We start from the raw sequence: 16907 nt of genomic DNA on the forward strand, positions 1-16907 counted from the left end.
CTAATTAGTACAGCTTTTCGAACACCCAGCTCCACCTAACTGTTTTGCTTTACAACCAAATTTTGAGACGGAAGTTTTACTGCTTTCGAATAACTAGATAGATCTTTCACCCATATATTCATATCTTCCAACTTATCGAAAATGTAGCAATTATTCGCCAGTCTTCCTGTATACGTATAGCCTAATTGATGAAAGGCAGCATTCATTCCGAAAGAAAGGGATCGAGCAATTGTATAGGAGCAGAAAATAGATCTTTCTCGAAGCTCTTCCTCTAATTTAATTAGTAAACTTTTCATAAATCCATGTTTACGATATTCAGGTAAAGTAGCACAATTCGTTAATTCTGCATTCCCTTCCTTTATGTTCATTTCTGCAGATGCTGTACTAATAATTTTCCCCTCAAATTCATACACGTAGTAAATTGTATCGTCTTCTTTCATCGTCTGTAATACATAACTCGCTTCATTTAAAGGTGTCGGATACACTTCAAATACTTTTCCGAAGACAGTTGCTAATTCTTCTGCATCTTCTTCAGTCGCTTTTCTCAGCAAAAATTTCTCTGGAACTACTTTTTCTTTTATTTCTTTTCCTTTTACACCGCTTAATATAGTATCTTCCTCAGTCCAATGCATACTATTTCGTCTTTGATCATTATTATATTTCACAAAAAAGTATGCATCGTGTCCTTGAAAATAATGAGGTATCGTTGCTTCCAACAAAAAACCGAAAGAGAGCCATGTTGAAACATGCTCTCCCTTTCCTTTAATAATACATTTAGTGAAAGAATGTTTCTCTGCTAGTTCGTCAATTGTCTGTATAATACTTTCAACATTTCCTGTATAGTGATCTACCCGGATACGTTTATTAAAATAATCTAAAACGCCTTCTACTGTATAACAATTCGTCTGTTCTCTAAAAGATTCATAGTATTTCATTTTTTCACCTCACACCAATCTAGTAATGTACATGCAATAATTTTTGCGGCAGCTATCATTTTATCAACTTCTATATATTCGTTTGGATAGTGTGCTACTTTCGTCTCTCCTGGACCAAATACTATTGTTGGTACGTTTGCAATTTGTGTAAATAAACCTCCATCAGTCCCCCACGGAGATGCTTCAATAATTGGTTCGTTCCCTTCGATTTCAACAAAGTTATGATGAAGTGTTGTAATGAGTTCATGATTTTCTTCTAATTCACCAGGAACCCATCTCGCTCCAAACCATTCTACTTCTACCGGATTTTCAACAAACCAATTGTCCACACCATTTAATTCAACAATCCAATTCTCAAACTCTTCTTTTGCCGCCTCTATAGTCTCATTCGGCGCAACACCGCATCTTCCTTCTAAAATTAATTCATCGGGAACAGAACTTGGCCAACTCCCTCCTTCAATTTTGCCAATGTTAATTGGAATTGGAATTGGAATTCCTTTAAATAACGGATCTGTAATTCGACTATTTCTTTTCTCCTCTAGCTTTCTTACATGTTCTATAACAAACATGCTTTTTTCAATTGCACTAACCCCTTCATAGCGCGTTCCACCGTGTGCAGCTTTCCCTTTTACACGTAGACGAAACCACATGGAACCTTGTTGTTTCGGGAAAAACTTCATATTAGTAGGCTCTGGAATAATGACACCATCTGCTTTATATCCTCGTAATATAGTTGCTAATGTCCCTGCTCCGCCACTTTCCTCTTCTATTACACTTTGAAAATAGATGTCTCCTTTTAATTCAATACTAGATTCAATGATCGCTTCCATCGCAAGCATAAGTGCGACATTTCCGCCCTTCATATCCGTCGTTCCACGGCCATATATACGATTCCCTATTTTCTCACCGCTATAAGGATGATGTTCCCACTGATTCACATCCCCTTCTGGAACTACATCAATATGCCCATTTAATATCATAGATTTCCCGTCGCCACTTCCTTTTAAAGTTGCTACAATATTTGGGCTATCTGAAAAACTTGTACGGGGTGATACAAAATAAGGATGATCTTTCATTTTAGAAAAGGAGGGCTCCCATATATCGAGATCTAAACCTAATTCACGTAATTTTTCAATCACAATTGCCTGCGCACCGCTTTCATCACCAGATACGCTCTTTTCTTGAATTAATCGCTTTAAAAATTTCACACTTTCCTCTTCATGGCTCTCAATATAATCACAAACTTGCTTTTTTAATTGCTCCATATATTACATCTCCCTTCATTCAATTACTAGTAAGTTAGAACTAATTTGAAAATCAGCTTCTGTATGTCGTTTTACATCTTCTACTGTGTATGGGCCCATTAATTCTTGTAATATAAGTCCACTCGGAGTTACCTCCATGACTGCCATATCAGTAATAATTAAATCTACACATTTCTTTGAAGTTAATGGCAATGTACACTCTGAAACAATTTTTGCATTTCCGTACTTATCAACATGATTCATCACAACAACGACCCGCTTCGCTTTTTGTGCTAAATCCATTGCTCCACCAATACCTGGAACACGTTTTCCAGGTACAATCCAGTTTGCTAAATCGCCATTTTCACTTACTTGTAATGAACCAAGAATCGTTATGTCTAGCAAACCTTTTCGAATCATCCCAAACGCTGTGCAGCTATCGAAATAACTCGCTCCTGTTATAAGAGAAGTTGGTAAACCTGCTGCATTACACAAATTTTCGTCTTCATTCCCTTTACTTGGCGTTGGTCCCATGCCCACGATTCCATTTTCGGCATGAAACATAACATTTATATCGTCAGGCAAATGATTTGGTACAAGCGATGGTATGCCAATACCTAAATTTACAATCATACCATTTTGTATTTCTTTCGCCGCACGCCTAGCAATCTTATCCCTCACTTCTACGCCCATACCCATTTCCAGTTCACTCCTTCCGACGGTACAATATAATTTACGAAAACACCTGGAACGACAATTTCCTCTGGATCTAAACTTCCAAGCGGGACTATTTCTTCCGCTTCTACAATTGTTATATCCCCAGCCATCGCTACGTGAGGATTCATATTTCGTGCACTTTTGTCAAATACAAGGTTACCAAACGGATCTGCCTTTTTTGCATATACAATTGAAACTTCAGCAGTTAATGCTGTTTCAACTAAGTAAGTCTTACCATTCATTTCAACTGTTCGTTTTCCCTCTTCCACAATCGTATCAACACCAACATCAACTAAAACACCACCAAGACCAACACCACCAGCGCGAATGCGCTCTGCTAATGTTCCCTGCGGAGAAAACTCAATTTGTAATCTTCCCTCGTTTAGTTGCCTTCCTGCATTTGGATTGGAGCCAATGTGAGAAGTAATTAGTGATTTAACTCTTTCATTTGTAACAAGACGACCGATACCTACATCAGGAAATCCAGTGTCATTTCCAATCAAATTTAAATTTGTAACGCCTTTTTCTAAAATTGCCTGTATTAAAGATGGAGGGGATCCAATCCCTCCAAATCCCCCAAACATTAATGTCATATCATCATGGAACAAAGAAATTACTTCCTCAATTTCTTTTAATTTACCGAATGTATTTGTAATAGTTGTCATGCGATACTATGCCCTCCTTTTTGCATCATCTCTTCCACACTTTTAGAGAAAATTGAAAGTAATTCATCTAACTCGGAATATGTAGTTGTCATTGGCGGTGCTACAAGCAGTGCACTATCTTCTTTTCCTGCTTGCCCTGAAACTGCTTGATATAAAAGCAGGCCGTTTTTAGCTGCAACTGAAATAAGCTCTGACGCTTTTGTAAACGGTTGCAATTCTACTCCGATTAGCAACCCTTTTCCGCGCACATCAGCAATGATTGTCGATTGTTGCTGAACTTTCTGTAAGCCTTTTATTAAATACTCTCCCTTTTCTGCTGTTTTTTCAGGAAGATTATGTTTCTCCATATATTCAATAACAGCTAAAGCCGTTGCTGCAGACAATGGATTTGCACTTAACGTATGACCGCTCATTACTGAACGTGATCCACGTAATATTGGTTCCATAACACGATCACTTACAACTGTCGCTGCCATCGGTGTATATCCCGCTCCTAACCCTTTACCAAGTGTCATAATATCCGGCTCTACGCCCCAATGCTCCATCGCAAACCATGCTCCAGTACGACCAAGCCCAGTCATTACTTCATCCGCAATAAATAAAATATCGTAATGATTACAAATCTCTTTAATGACTTTATAATAGTCTTTCGGCGGAACAACCGCGCCTCCAGCTGCTCCGATAATCGGCTCAGCAATAAAAGCAGCAATATGCTCTGCACCAATCCTTTCAATTGATCTTTCTAGTTCAGTCGCACATGCCAGCTGACAAGTTGGATATACCTTTTGAACAGGACATCTGAAACAATATGGAGCTGGTATAGTCGGATAATCTTCCAAAATAGATACGAAACGTTGTCTACGTAGTGGGTGACCAGACATCGATAAAGCACCCATCGTAATACCGTGATAACTCATCCATCTTGATAAAATTTTATGTTTCCCTTGAATACCTCGCTCTTGAAAATGCTGAATTGCAATTTTCATAGCTGTTTCATTCGCTTCCGTACCACTATTTACAAAAAAACTCCAGTTCAAATCTCCTACACTTAAATCACTTAACTTCTTCGCTAATTTTTCAGCTGGTTCACTCGTAAACTGTGATCTATAAACGAAAGCAATCTCCTCAGCTTGCTTTTTAATAACGTCTGCAATCTCCTTTACGCCATGCCCAATACCTGCCGTAATTGCTCCTGACGAACCATCAAAATATTTATTGCCATTTTGATCATACAAATAAACACCTTTTCCATGTGAAATCATTGGATACGGCTGACCAACAAGTGGTTTAATTAAGTAATCGCGCATAGCGCTCCCCCATTTCTCCAATTTGTATATATATATGAAGAAAATTGACGTTTCTTTCATAAAAAAGAATCCTCTGCAAAAGCAGTGAATTTATCAAAAAACTATTATAAAATATACAAATGAGTGCTTAAAAAAAATTATAAAACAGAAAATTCAGAACTAAAAAACCGAAGACCAACCCTTTTCTATACGCCCAAATAACCCTCCTTTTTATATGAAATGACTACATCACCAAATGTTTTTATAGCATAATGCCAGCTGTCCTTAAATGCCGACATTCTGTACACTTCGACGGAACTCCCGTTAAACTCCTTCCTATTATCCTACTTTAAATTGCATATTTTAAAACAAATTTCGACACCCACCTTACTAATCAATTCAGATTCCTATTCATTATGTAAACTTTTCATTTTTAAACTATAAAAAAAGAACCGATTAACCACACTAATCAGTTCGTCATGACGCTCTCTTATGGGTTAATACTGTCAATTGCTAAAATAAATAGAAAAATGAAGTTTACAAATTCATCCTACAGCCTATAACACAAAACCTTTTCATAACTTCATTCACATCACAATTACTATCAGGATATCCCTATCCCGAAGTGACACCCCTTTCCTCAGATTCAAACTATCTTTCCTTTATAATTTATGTAGGACAATTATCACTTTGTATGTGTATTTGCCTATAATTAAAAAAATCTCTAGTTTTCTAGCGATTTTTGGACATGTATTCAATATGTTAATTGAAATACACTTTCAATTTGGAATTTATTTTACTTTCGTACAGTCATATGTACTGCTTTACTCTACGAAATTCTCGTAAGCACCAGCACCTCTTTATGATAACATATTTGTTGTCAATTTTTAATTTTCCCTTTATAAAATCATTTTTTTGCATAACCGCTTTCTTGCTTCGCATATAGTTTTAATGATGACAAAGGAGGAATGTTCATGTCTCAATCTGAAATCGAAAAATATGGACAAGAAGTTACGCAATACGAACAGCTCGCACGTTACTATCAGTTTCGTAATCCTAAAAAATATATAGAATTATATATGAAATATTACGATGCACTATCAAAACTTGTACAGGTGTATGAAACAAGAGACTCACAAGAAGCTACTTTACCATCACATATAAGAATTTTTCATGCCAATCCAAATATACCGGCGGTTGACATTTTAGTAAACGGACAAAAGGTTATTAAAAATATTTCATTTAAGCAATTCAGCCCTTATTTATCATTAGTACAAGGGAAATACCGTATAGATATTGTTCCTGTCGGAAATGAAACTCCAATCTTTTCAGCGTTGGTACCAATAATGGGAAATCATACTTATACTCTTGCTGCAATAAATAGTGATAATCACCTACAATTACAACCCATACTTGATAATACACATTTACCAGCTGGTCAAGCAAAAATACGCTTTGCACATTTCTCTTCAGATACCCCTGTTGTAAATGTAGATTTAAAAGATGGAGATCATTTATTTGAAAATGTACTCTTTAAACAAATAACAGATTTTTTGCAAGTTAGCCCTGGTACAGCAGATATTGAAATTTCACTCGCAGATAATAAAAACGTTTTATTGACTATACCGAAATTCAATGTTGAACCAAATGTTATTTATACAATTTCAATAGTAGGTTATTCAACTAAAGATCCTAAATTAGAAGCCGTTATACTCACAAATTAAAACAGTCTACACCATTCATTTGGTGTAGACTGTTTATTTTTGAAATGCAATTTGAAATTCTGTCCAATCGTTATCTGATCGACACATAATGGATCCATTATGTTTTTCCACAATTTGTTTACATACAAATAATCCAATACCAGTTCCTAACTTTTTAGTAGTTACAAATGGTTCAAAAATCGTTTCTACATTTTCAGCTGGAATCATTGGTCCATTATTTTTTATCACAATTCGAATAGCTTGATCTTCTTCAAATACATCAATGATAATTTTTCGTTCTTCTTTCATTGATTCAAGAGCATCAATTGAATTCATTAATATGTTTAAAAATACTTGTCTCACTTCACTTCGATAACCAACAAGCGGAATTGGATACGGTAAATTCTTTTCAATCAAAACATTCGCATTGACCAAACTCGGATATAAAAATTGTATAATGTCTTGAAACAAGTCATTAAGCCAAAACCGTTCCGATTCATTCCACATTTCTTTTTTTGATACGAGTAAAAATTGCGAAATACGAAAATTTAATTGATCTAATTCATGCGAAATAATATCTAAATACGATAAACTCGGATGATCTGCCTTTAATAATTTGACAAACCCCATAATGGAAGTAAGCGGATTACGAAATTCATGTACAAAACTAGCTGACATTTGTCCTAAAATCGTCAGTCTTTCTTTATGTGTTTCGTTAATATATTGCTGTTTTTCCTCTAAATTCTTCGATATAATTTCCGAGTATTTTAAAACGGTATAATAAATTAATTTGTCAAAACAAGTATGTATTTTTGCCATAATTGGTTTCAATTCACGAGCACTAACATCTAATTCACACATCGCTTCGAAAAGTTCATTTCTTCCCACGTTTGCGTTATAAACAAAATCTCCAATATTCGCATCTGCTCCAGCACGTTCAATAGCAATTTTCTCACATAACGGTTGAAGATAATTTATATCTTTATCTTCCATAGTAAGTTCGATAATTAACTCTAGTAAATCCTCTCCATTTTGAACTACTTCTAGTTTAAATGGATCTTTTTCGGAAATTATCATTTTGTTTTTCCAGTTCTCTACGAATTGGTGCCTATTGTTTTTCAAGTGTGAACAAAATATTTCTTTAATATCCTTATCGATTGGAAAAACCTCCATTCCCTCCATTTCCATACGACGAATACCCTTTATATTTTGAATATTAACACAAAAAATACGATTCGTTAATAGATTTTTGTCACATTTTGTTAATTTCTGTTGATAAAATTATTTTTTCTTTCTTATTTAACTAATTGTATGCAAATCCCCTTTTTCCTTCACATATTTTCATTATTTCCGTAATCAAAACGACTTTTTTGCATCATTTTTAATTCTTGCGTACAATAGAAAATGAAAGGTGTGAAAAATATGGTAAATAAAAATGTGGAAGATTATCTCCAAGAAGGCATTTACGGCCAAAAGCAAAACAAACCAGAAGAACGTAATATGTATTTAACTACATTACGTGAGCGTGTGGAAATCGCTTTAACGATCGGTCAAGTAATGCAAAGTAATGTATACTCTGAAGTGGCGGGTAGCATGCGCCCTTCTCAATCATTACAACTCCTCCTAAATGGTGGCATTGCTTACCCACATTTATCAAAATACATTAAATTAGCAAACGAAAAAAATGTTCCTTTTACAATTGTTCAAAATAAAGATACAAAAACACCCATCGGTTTAGTATTAACTCATGCTACTGCTGTAGATAAAGAACAAATTTATGTAGAAGATACTATTTTCAAACAAGAAATGAAGTAAAAGTTACACTTAATTAAATAGTTACTAGCAGCGTAAAAAACGAGTATGGAATCGTAAACATTTCCTACTCGTTTTTTAGTGCAAGTTTTAAGTTTTTCTATTTTATTTTTTAATACATACTAATTTCATTTCTGTCATTTCTTCTATTGCATATTTAATTCCTTCACGCCCCGTACCACTTTCTTTCACACCACCATAAGGCATATGATCTACTCTGAACGTTGGGATATCATTAATCATGACACCACCAACCTCTAGCTCATCAATTGCACGCATTGCTTTAACTAAATTATTTGTAAATACACCTGCCTGTAAGCCGTAACGCGAATTATTTACTTGTTCAATCGCTTCATCAAATTCTTTAAATGTATTTACTGTCATGAGTGGGCCGAATACTTCTTGGCACTGCACAGATACATGATCTGGAACATTTGTTAATACAGTCGGTTCAAAAATTCTTGCATCCCGCTTCTTACCACCGCATAAAACAGTTGCTCCTTCCTTAATTGCTTCTTGAACCCACATATCAATTCGCTCTACATCTTTTTTTGAAATTAAAGCTGATACATCGGTTTCCTCAAGCAATGGATCACCAACAACAACTGATTCCATCGCTTTCTTCAGCTTCGAAAGAAATTCATGCATTTTCGTTTTATGTACAAAAACACGTTGTACGGAAATACAAACTTGTCCATTATTAACAAATGCTCCCCATTTTACACGTTCAATTATTTCATCTGTTAACTCTACATCTTCATCAATGATAACAGCAGCATTTGATCCTAGTTCCAACGTAACTCGTTTTAGCCCAGCCTTTTGTTTTATTCCAATTCCAACTTTTGGACTTCCGGTAAAAGTAATAGAAGCAACGTAATCATTTTTGACGATGGCCTCACCAACCGTGGAGCCAGGGCCAGAAATGATATTTAAAGCTCCATTTGGCAATCCTGCCTCTTCAAATAACTCAACTAATGCATAAGATGATAATGGCGTTTGATCAGCTGGCTTTAATACAACTGTATTTCCGGCAGCAATTGCTGGTCCAACTTTATGCGCTACTAAATTTAATGGGAAATTAAATGGTGTAATAGCCCCTATAACCCCAATCGGCTTTCGGATTGTATATGCGATACGCCCATCTGCACCAGGTGCGGCGTCTAATGGCAATGTCTCACCATATATACGCTTCGCTTCTTCAGCTGCAAATTTGTACGTTTGAACAGTACGATCTACTTCTCCCCTTGCAGCACGTATTGGTTTTGCAGCTTCTTTTGCAATAATCTCTGCAAATTCTTCTCTTCTTTCATCCATTTTTTGTGCAACTTTCTCTAAAATAGTCGCACGATCATATGCAGATAATGTATTCATTTTTGTCATTGCATTTTTTGCAGCAGTAACAGCCTCTTTTACATCTTCTTCCGTTCCTTGTGCAATTTCCGCTAATGTTTCTTCAGAATATGGTGCGTACAATGGTTTATACGTGTTTACAGATTTCCAGTCTCCATTTATATATAAATGCTTTTTCATACTTCTTCTCCTTCCAAATATATGTATACAACAATACTTCACCTAGTGAAAGGTTTGACTTATGTCATTGTATCATAGCTCCTATCCCTCAAAAAACATTATGCTCAAAAAAACTCTGCTATATAGCAGAGTTTACGAGCTAATTTGCTCTTGTAACGAAATTTGTTTTTCATCTTCTAAAATAACAATCGATTCTACTATCTTTGTAACTTCTAATCTTTTTATATAATGTCCATCTAATTCTTTCACACAAAACTTATAATTTTCAATTTCAATGGAATCCTCTTCAGCAATCTCTATATTCTTCGTTAAAATCCAACCACCGATTGTATCAACACCATCATCATCAATCCCTAAACCAAATAACGTATTTACTTCACTAACAAGTACTTTTCCCTCTAGTATCGTCTTCGTTTCACTAACCTTTTGAATTTCTGGCTGCTCATCCGTATCAAACTCATCCTGAATATCTCCAACAATTTCTTCCAGAATATCTTCAACAGTAACAAGTCCAGATGTTCCACCATATTCATCTATCAATATAGCAATATGTGTTCTTTCTTTTTGCATTTTCAAAAACAAATCATGAATTGGAATAGAATCGATAACTAAAATAATTGGTCTCATATATTGCTCTACTGTCTTCTTATTAACAGCTTTATGTTGTACAAATTCAGTAAAAATATCTTTGAAATTCACAAAACCTATTACGTGGTCTTTGTCGCCATCAACAACTGGATACCTTGTATATTTTTCACGAGACATTTTTTGCAGAGCTTCTTCAGCAGACATCTCTTTACTTATAATATTCATTTCAGTTCGAGGTACCATTATTTCTTTTGCAATGCGATCATCAAATTCAAAAATTTTATTCACATATTTATATTCAGATTGATTAATCTCACCATTTCTATAACTTTCTGAAACTAACAACCGTAATTCTTCTTCTGAATGAACCTCATCATGTCCCTTCGGCGGTTTCAGCCCTAGCAGCTTCGTAATGATTCGAGCTGAACCATTTAATAGCCAAATGAATGGGAATGCAATACGATAAAAGAAAATTAACGGCTTAGAAACAAGTAAACTCACTTGTTCAGATTTTTGAATTGCAAATGTTTTTGGGGCCAATTCACCTATTACAACATGTAAAAAAGTAATTAACAAAAACACTAAAATCACAGCAAAAATGTCTGCTAGTTGAGTAGAGATATTCCAATTTGCAAAAAGCGTATCAAACATTTGCTTTAACGCAGGTTTACCAAACCACCCAATTCCTAAAGCTGTAACAGTAATTCCCAGCTGACAAGCAGATAAATATTCGTCTAAGTTTGTAATGACTGTTTTGACCGATTTTGCACGATTATTTCCTTCTGCAATTAAATAGTCAATTCGTGAACTTCTCACTTTAACAATTGCAAATTCTGCTGCAACGAAAAATGCCGTTAAAGCAATTAAAACAATCACTATACTTATACTATATATGTCCAAATACTTTTCCTTACTTACATTGTAAGCAAGGAAGCCACCTCCTACTTAATTTTATTCAAGTGAAGTAAGCATTCTAATACTCTAACAAAATTCTACATTAGCAACCACCTTTTTATATATTATATGCATACATAAAAAAGATATTTATCATTATGATAATCTAATTCATTTACACTCGTCAAATTATTCTAAATGTTACGATAAAACATTTTTATTTAAACGAACTATTCTTCTCAACTCAATTTCGTGAAAAAACACTTTCTTTGCCGATTCCACACTTCTTTTGTCGCACTAGAAGGGAACTTACTTCATAGCTCGAAATCATTCAACAGGATATATATAGGAGGGATTATTTTGGAATATAAAACACCATTTATCGCAAAGAAATTAGGTGTTAGCCCAAAGGCTGTTGTCCGGATCGCACAACAATTAAATCTTACGATAGAGAAAAACAAATATGGCCACTTTATTTTCACACAAGAGGATGTCGATCAAATGTTAGAACACCATCGATTTCAAATAGAGCAATCTCAAAATTCTCAATCTACTCAAAAGGCTTCCTCAAATGAAGTTGAGGAATTAAAAACTCAAGTTAATACAATTGTTCAAAACATATCATCGAATGATTTTGAGCAATTAGCTGATCAATTAAACACTATTACGAGAAGACTTGATCGAATGGAAGAACAAATGCAAGATAAGGCAAATGATGTCGTCACGTACCAACTTTTACAACACCGTCGTGAAATGGAGGAAATGTTAGAGCGAATTCAAAAGTTAGAAGCTGCCCTAACGAAAGAAGAACCCATTTATATTACTCCTGATTCAAAACCAACATATGAACGAGAAAAGAAACCGAAGCGCCGCAAAATGATTTTTAGTATATTTGGATTATAATTTTTAGACCCTTATTAAAATAATAAGGGTCTTTTTTAATGAAGAGTTATATCCTATACAAATATTATTCTCTTTATTATACATATTCACTTCGCTTTATTTCGTTAACATAATATTTTTACTGTATTCTGCAATTAATGCCTGTGCATGAGCATTCCCTTGAATCACATCACGAAATTCTTTTAAAGAATACAAATGCGTAACCCCTTTTCGAGCATGAATTCTTACTGGTACACCTTGTAAAGTATCATGAAACTGAAATGGATTATCTATTGGCTCAATTGGAAAACCAAGTGTAAGTAAATACATATACATTCTTTTTGTTACTGCTGCAATGTACCATTCAGCTTTTGTTTCTAACGCATGTATAAATAAAATAGCTGTTAGCCTTTTGAAATGTCCTCTCCCACGAGACGTTTTCGAAATACTTAACTTGCCTATTTCATATACATTCTTCAAATCTTTCACTAAATCATTTTTAGAAAACGGATAGAAAAACTCAGAATTTGATTGTTCAGGTACCGTATACTTAATACATTCCACTGTACCAATAGGATGTTCATCTTCTATTAATAAAAATCGTGATGGATTTAAATTACGTTCTACGAACATTAAGTTTCTTTCCTCACAAAAATCTCCCCATAGTTGCTCGAACCCAAAATGTTCTTCCTTTGTTTGAACACGCTGGAACATATTTAACCGCCTTTCCCATCGCCGCTCTGTTTTTGATAACGCTTTCACTATCTATCATATAAGAACAAATCTTCGTATGCAACTAAAAATATTTATGACTTATTATATTCTGCAAAATGAATTAGATTCCAATTTAATCGACTTTTATCCCGCGCTCACATTCCTTTTAATAATACATTTGTAGCACTTTTCAAATCTAAATTACATTATGTTTCTTTCCATACAGCATATAATTCTTCTTAATCTAAAGAAATCCTTTATGAAAAAGGATTTCTTTTACTTCTTAATGCTTTTTAACCATTTTTCAAAAATTTGTACCATCCCATGTTTTCCAGCTAATTTCTCTTCCCCTTGTTTCGTCTTATATGGATATAACTGCAAGAAAACACCGCATCCAGACTCAATTTTTTTACTGTGCATATGGCTTCCTGGATATACACAAATGACTTCATAAATTGACCTTCGATAATAGACTCGCTTTCCATCCTGTTCTTCTACATACTTTATAGACCAGTACTTATACATTTGCTCAGTTGCTTTCGTATTTCCGACGTGCTGAAAAATATTGTACATTGGACTATACTTCACTTCAATAATAATAGAAGATTTATATACGTATTTCCCATCTTCTTTTACATAACAGTCTAAGCGAATATCTGGCTTCTTCGTATCCTCACCATTGTAAAAATTACTACCTTTACTTAATGCAATAAGAGGATGTGTTTCAATTAAGTCATTAAATGCAACATGCACCTTTATATCATCTCGTTCTAAAACTACTGTCGTTCCATCTTGTAATCCATCTACATAAAAATGTTCTTGTATTTGTTCACGGATAGAGTTTCTAGCTTCAAAACCAATTTGCTCTAAAATTGAAATAACGATAAAAAAAGCGTAATATTCATACACTAAAAACGTTGGCTTATAAACAAATAATAACGATGGAGATTGATCCGTATATTGCGGGAGTACTTCTAAATGATGTAGTAATTGTTGATGTGGTATCGGTAAATCATGTAAGTTCATGTTACTTGTTTCAGTAACTTCCCTCCAAAACGAAGAATGCATTAACATTTGAAAGTATTGTACATTTTCACGCACAATATGCGCCAATATTTTATATTCTTGTATTTTCATTGAGCTCTTTCGTAAATCAGCTTCTTTTAGTAAATGTATATTTTTATATTTTTGCTTCTCTCTATCAGTTACCGATCCATTACGCTCAATTGTTTGTATAATCGTTTTTACGGCTTGAAACTCTTCTGATTTTTTCTTTTTTTCTCTTTCTAAGATTTCAATTGTTTGACGTAAAAAACTTTTTGCTTCAATTAAATAATGATAAAATTGCATCGCTTTATATTTAAGAAATGCATTTTCCTTACTATTTTTTTGTTCCATAAACTTACGATTATAATGTTTGGCATAAGGTTTTCGTTCTGCCACTATAGTTCCTTTTCTTGTTGGCCTTCGCTCTTTTCCTTCCCATTTATATTCATTTATAAATTTTGAGCTTGATTCTATTTTCTTAAAGATTTGCTTTATCATTTTCATTTTTTGGGGTAACTTTCTAAGTAACACTAAATAAGAAGAATCCTCAATATCGCTAAGTGCAGAGAAGGTCTTTTTATAGTAACCTCTATCCAAAATCAACTCATTTAAAATTGACTTCACATAGTCTTGAATCATTTCAAATTGATCATCAAAAAAGTTTTTCGGTACGATTTGAAATGCGCCATAATACGTTGTCTCTTCTATACGCACTTCAAAATGGTATAAACCACAGCGCCATGGATAAAAGAATTCTGTTTTCCCATGTTCATATATTAATACTCTTTGTTTTTTTTCATTTATTTCATATTGAGCCTCTTTTATATTTTTCTGTCCCTCATATACTTTATTCCATATAAAAGTAATATTCATTGGAATTTCATAATTGTACTGCAATCTTATTGGTTTTAATTCTTGTACTTTATAAATACATTGAACTAATGCTGTAGTAGATGTACAAAGACGATTTAATAAAATATAATCTCCTTTCCCCTCATTTCCAATGATTAACTTTAATACAAAAGGGAGCGTTTCATTCGTATCAACGATTTTTGTTTCGTAACGCCCTTCATTTTGCATATCCATATAGCTCCAGTTCTCTACGTTTTTCTCGTATATATGCTAAAGAGTGTTCAAATGTAGATACTCTGTTTGCAAGTGTAGATTGCAAAAGAGGTACTAAGGTCGCCCCCCTTTTTGCTTCTTCAGAAAGTAAAGGCCCAACCATCATTTCGGTCCCTCTGATTTTCGTCAATACACGCTGCTTTATTTGTAAATCAAACCCCTCTTCTCTACTGATCATATAGGTATGATTATTTTGGAACGGTATGTTTTGCAAATAAGTCGCAATTGCATTTGCACATCGGAAAGAAATTCCCTTAGACGCGTCATGTGATGACAATACGACATGCAACTTATCTAATAGCTCTAATTCTTCTTCAGAAAACACTTCAATCATCGCTTTATTTCTCATCCAATTTATCCGAAATTCTCCCGCTGTTACTTTCAAAGGTGGATGTAATATGACTTTCCCCTGTTCCATGCCCATCTCACAAAACGGAATTTTCTGTAACGTTATTAGGTTCGTTCGATCTAATAATCGATCAGAGAGCTCTTTTGTTGTTTCATCAAAATTCACAGTACCTACAAATATAATATTTTCTCCAATTTCAATTGTTGATGGAATTGAATTCTCTATGTCCTGTACACCCTCATACAAGTTTAAAATACGATTTTTTGTTTCAAGTTCAAGAACAGATAGAAACGGAGTAAACCAATGCTCAATATGAGACATGTTCATTTCGTCAAAAACGATTATATACAGTTGATTTGGATTTTCTTTCGCCTTCATTAACGTCCTAACTAACTTCGTTTCACTTTCAATAAAAGTACCATTTGGATGAAGGTAACCAAGTAAATCATGTGGTTCTTGATACGATGGCGAAATCGGAATCCAAACCAACTCTTCCCCATACTGTAACCCTAATGCTTCTGCATAAGTTTGCACAAACCGTGATTTCCCAACGCCCGGTATACCACCAAGAATCGTTAACATATTTGTTTTTACACTTATATGGAAATTATAAATATCCGTTTCATCCAAATATAACCCTTTATTATGCACCATACTTTGTACATACTGTAAAAAAGACGATTCACGCTCATCCCATTCCCATTCATCTTTTTGTACTTTTATATCCTCTACTTCAACTAGCTTACCTTCTTCATGCATTCGTTTTTTTAATTGCTCATACACATAATCACTTACAAAATATAATTGATCTTCTACCGCTATTTCTACATACTTCGTCCAGTCACTGCAGTTTATATATTTACATTCACGTTTCTGTTCAAAATAGGCGATTGAGCTAATTGATGACTTTAGGGATATGTTTCCGTAAAGTCTTCCATCGTGCCACAATAATTCGGGAGGCTCAAAGTCTTTCGGAAATTTTGGCATAAGAAATGATAAATAACCGTTGCTAAGTTTTCGTTCTAAAGATTCTCTTTTTTTATTATTTGTAACTTTAGGTGCCGGAATCATTTTATAGCTGCTTGCTATTTCTTTCGGTTCTTCTGTACATATTAACTCCACGTATACATTTCCTCTTTCATAATAAAGACGAAACATTACTAGTTGCTTTTCTAATTTCCTCTTCTTTAATTCCGAAAAGATTTTTTCATTCTTTTTATTGCTACATAACCCTTCAAATACATATGGTTCATTTGTAAATTGTTCCTGTAAAGTGAATGGTATTGGCGATAAGCATTGTACAAAGAAATTCTCTCCACTCTTCTCTTTCTCAGCTTTTGTAAATTTCCCTAAAAATCTCATATAGTACATTCGTTTTATAAAACTTGGCTGAAGAGCTTTATGTAATTTCACCTT

At 34.1% G+C, this 16907-nt stretch carries 14 protein-coding genes; 3 read left to right on the forward strand and 11 right to left on the reverse strand.

Features of this window, described 5'->3' with window-relative positions:
• Positions 1-35 precede the first annotated feature (35 nt).
• The 5 genes from ablB to HMPREF2590_RS02915 are packed head-to-tail and all read right to left on the reverse strand — an operon-like array spanning position 36 to position 4868.
• Positions 36-935, reverse strand: coding sequence for a putative beta-lysine N-acetyltransferase (ablB, locus tag HMPREF2590_RS02895; protein ID WP_000878606.1), 900 nt, complete (start codon positions 933-935; stop codon positions 36-38).
• A complete protein-coding gene (locus HMPREF2590_RS02900; protein WP_050821817.1) occupies positions 932-2200 on the reverse strand; it encodes a peptidase in 1269 nt (422 codons plus the stop codon). Before HMPREF2590_RS02900 ends, ablB begins: the two co-directional genes overlap by 4 nt.
• Before the next feature lie 15 nt (positions 2201-2215).
• A complete protein-coding gene (locus HMPREF2590_RS02905; protein ID WP_000525275.1) occupies positions 2216-2878 on the reverse strand; it encodes a CoA transferase subunit B in 663 nt (220 codons plus the stop codon).
• Complete coding sequence (gene atoD / locus HMPREF2590_RS02910) at positions 2863-3561, reverse strand: acetate CoA-transferase subunit alpha (RefSeq protein ID WP_000208107.1); 699 nt, start codon at positions 3559-3561, stop codon at positions 2863-2865. Before atoD ends, HMPREF2590_RS02905 begins: the two co-directional genes overlap by 16 nt.
• Positions 3558-4868, reverse strand: coding sequence for an aspartate aminotransferase family protein (locus tag HMPREF2590_RS02915; RefSeq protein WP_001205884.1), 1311 nt, complete (start codon positions 4866-4868; stop codon positions 3558-3560). The genes atoD and HMPREF2590_RS02915 overlap by 4 nt, the downstream gene beginning before the upstream one ends.
• A 953-nt stretch (positions 4869-5821) precedes the next feature.
• On the opposite strand from HMPREF2590_RS02915, the gene HMPREF2590_RS02920 reads away from it, so the two are divergent.
• A complete protein-coding gene (locus HMPREF2590_RS02920; protein ID WP_000083288.1) occupies positions 5822-6571 on the forward strand; it encodes a DUF4397 domain-containing protein in 750 nt (249 codons plus the stop codon).
• Between the two features lie 33 nt (positions 6572-6604).
• Here the strand turns inward: HMPREF2590_RS02920 and HMPREF2590_RS02925 are convergent, their stop codons facing one another.
• Positions 6605-7738 carry a BA2291 family sporulation histidine kinase gene (locus tag HMPREF2590_RS02925; protein ID WP_000425086.1) on the reverse strand — a complete coding sequence of 378 codons (1134 nt, stop codon included), beginning with the start codon at positions 7736-7738 and terminating at the stop codon, positions 6605-6607.
• 234 nt (positions 7739-7972) lie between these two features.
• Between HMPREF2590_RS02925 and HMPREF2590_RS02930 the strand changes: the two genes are divergently transcribed.
• Positions 7973-8365: a YueI family protein gene (locus tag HMPREF2590_RS02930; protein WP_000247557.1), complete on the forward strand. Its 393-nt coding sequence runs from the start codon at positions 7973-7975 to the stop codon at positions 8363-8365.
• Between the two features lie 102 nt (positions 8366-8467).
• On the opposite strand, the gene HMPREF2590_RS02935 is transcribed toward HMPREF2590_RS02930, so the two are convergent.
• Both HMPREF2590_RS02935 and HMPREF2590_RS02940 read right to left on the reverse strand, forming a co-directional pair.
• Positions 8468-9892 carry an aldehyde dehydrogenase family protein gene (locus HMPREF2590_RS02935; protein WP_000716461.1) on the reverse strand — a complete coding sequence of 475 codons (1425 nt, stop codon included), beginning with the start codon at positions 9890-9892 and terminating at the stop codon, positions 8468-8470.
• A 132-nt stretch (positions 9893-10024) separates the two neighbouring features.
• Entirely contained in the window at positions 10025-11380 is a 1356-nt protein-coding gene (locus HMPREF2590_RS02940) for a hemolysin family protein (protein ID WP_002098489.1), read from the reverse strand.
• Between the two features lie 354 nt (positions 11381-11734).
• On the opposite strand from HMPREF2590_RS02940, the gene racA reads away from it, so the two are divergent.
• On the forward strand, positions 11735-12277 hold the full coding sequence (gene racA, locus HMPREF2590_RS02945) for a chromosome-anchoring protein RacA (protein WP_000456022.1): 543 nt from the start codon (positions 11735-11737) through the stop codon (positions 12275-12277).
• A gap of 96 nt (positions 12278-12373) precedes the next feature.
• Here racA and HMPREF2590_RS02950 read toward each other — a convergent pair whose 3' ends face one another.
• The 3 genes from HMPREF2590_RS02950 to HMPREF2590_RS02960 all read right to left on the reverse strand — a co-directional run bounded on the left by HMPREF2590_RS02950 (position 12374) and on the right by HMPREF2590_RS02960 (position 16904).
• Entirely contained in the window at positions 12374-12970 is a 597-nt protein-coding gene (locus HMPREF2590_RS02950; RefSeq protein ID WP_000487795.1) for a hypothetical protein, read from the reverse strand.
• A 276-nt stretch (positions 12971-13246) separates the two neighbouring features.
• The gene (locus HMPREF2590_RS02955; RefSeq protein ID WP_050821815.1) at positions 13247-15097 is read right to left on the reverse strand and encodes a hypothetical protein; all 1851 of its coding nucleotides are present in this window, start codon (positions 15095-15097) and stop codon (positions 13247-13249) included.
• Complete coding sequence (locus tag HMPREF2590_RS02960; RefSeq protein ID WP_000766198.1) at positions 15087-16904, reverse strand: AAA family ATPase; 1818 nt, start codon at positions 16902-16904, stop codon at positions 15087-15089. The genes HMPREF2590_RS02955 and HMPREF2590_RS02960 overlap by 11 nt, the downstream gene beginning before the upstream one ends.
• Positions 16905-16907 lie beyond the last annotated feature (3 nt).

This window comes from Bacillus sp. HMSC036E02, assembly GCF_001836235.1.
In the GTDB taxonomy this organism is placed as follows: domain Bacteria; phylum Bacillota; class Bacilli; order Bacillales; family Bacillaceae_G; genus Bacillus_A; species Bacillus_A cereus.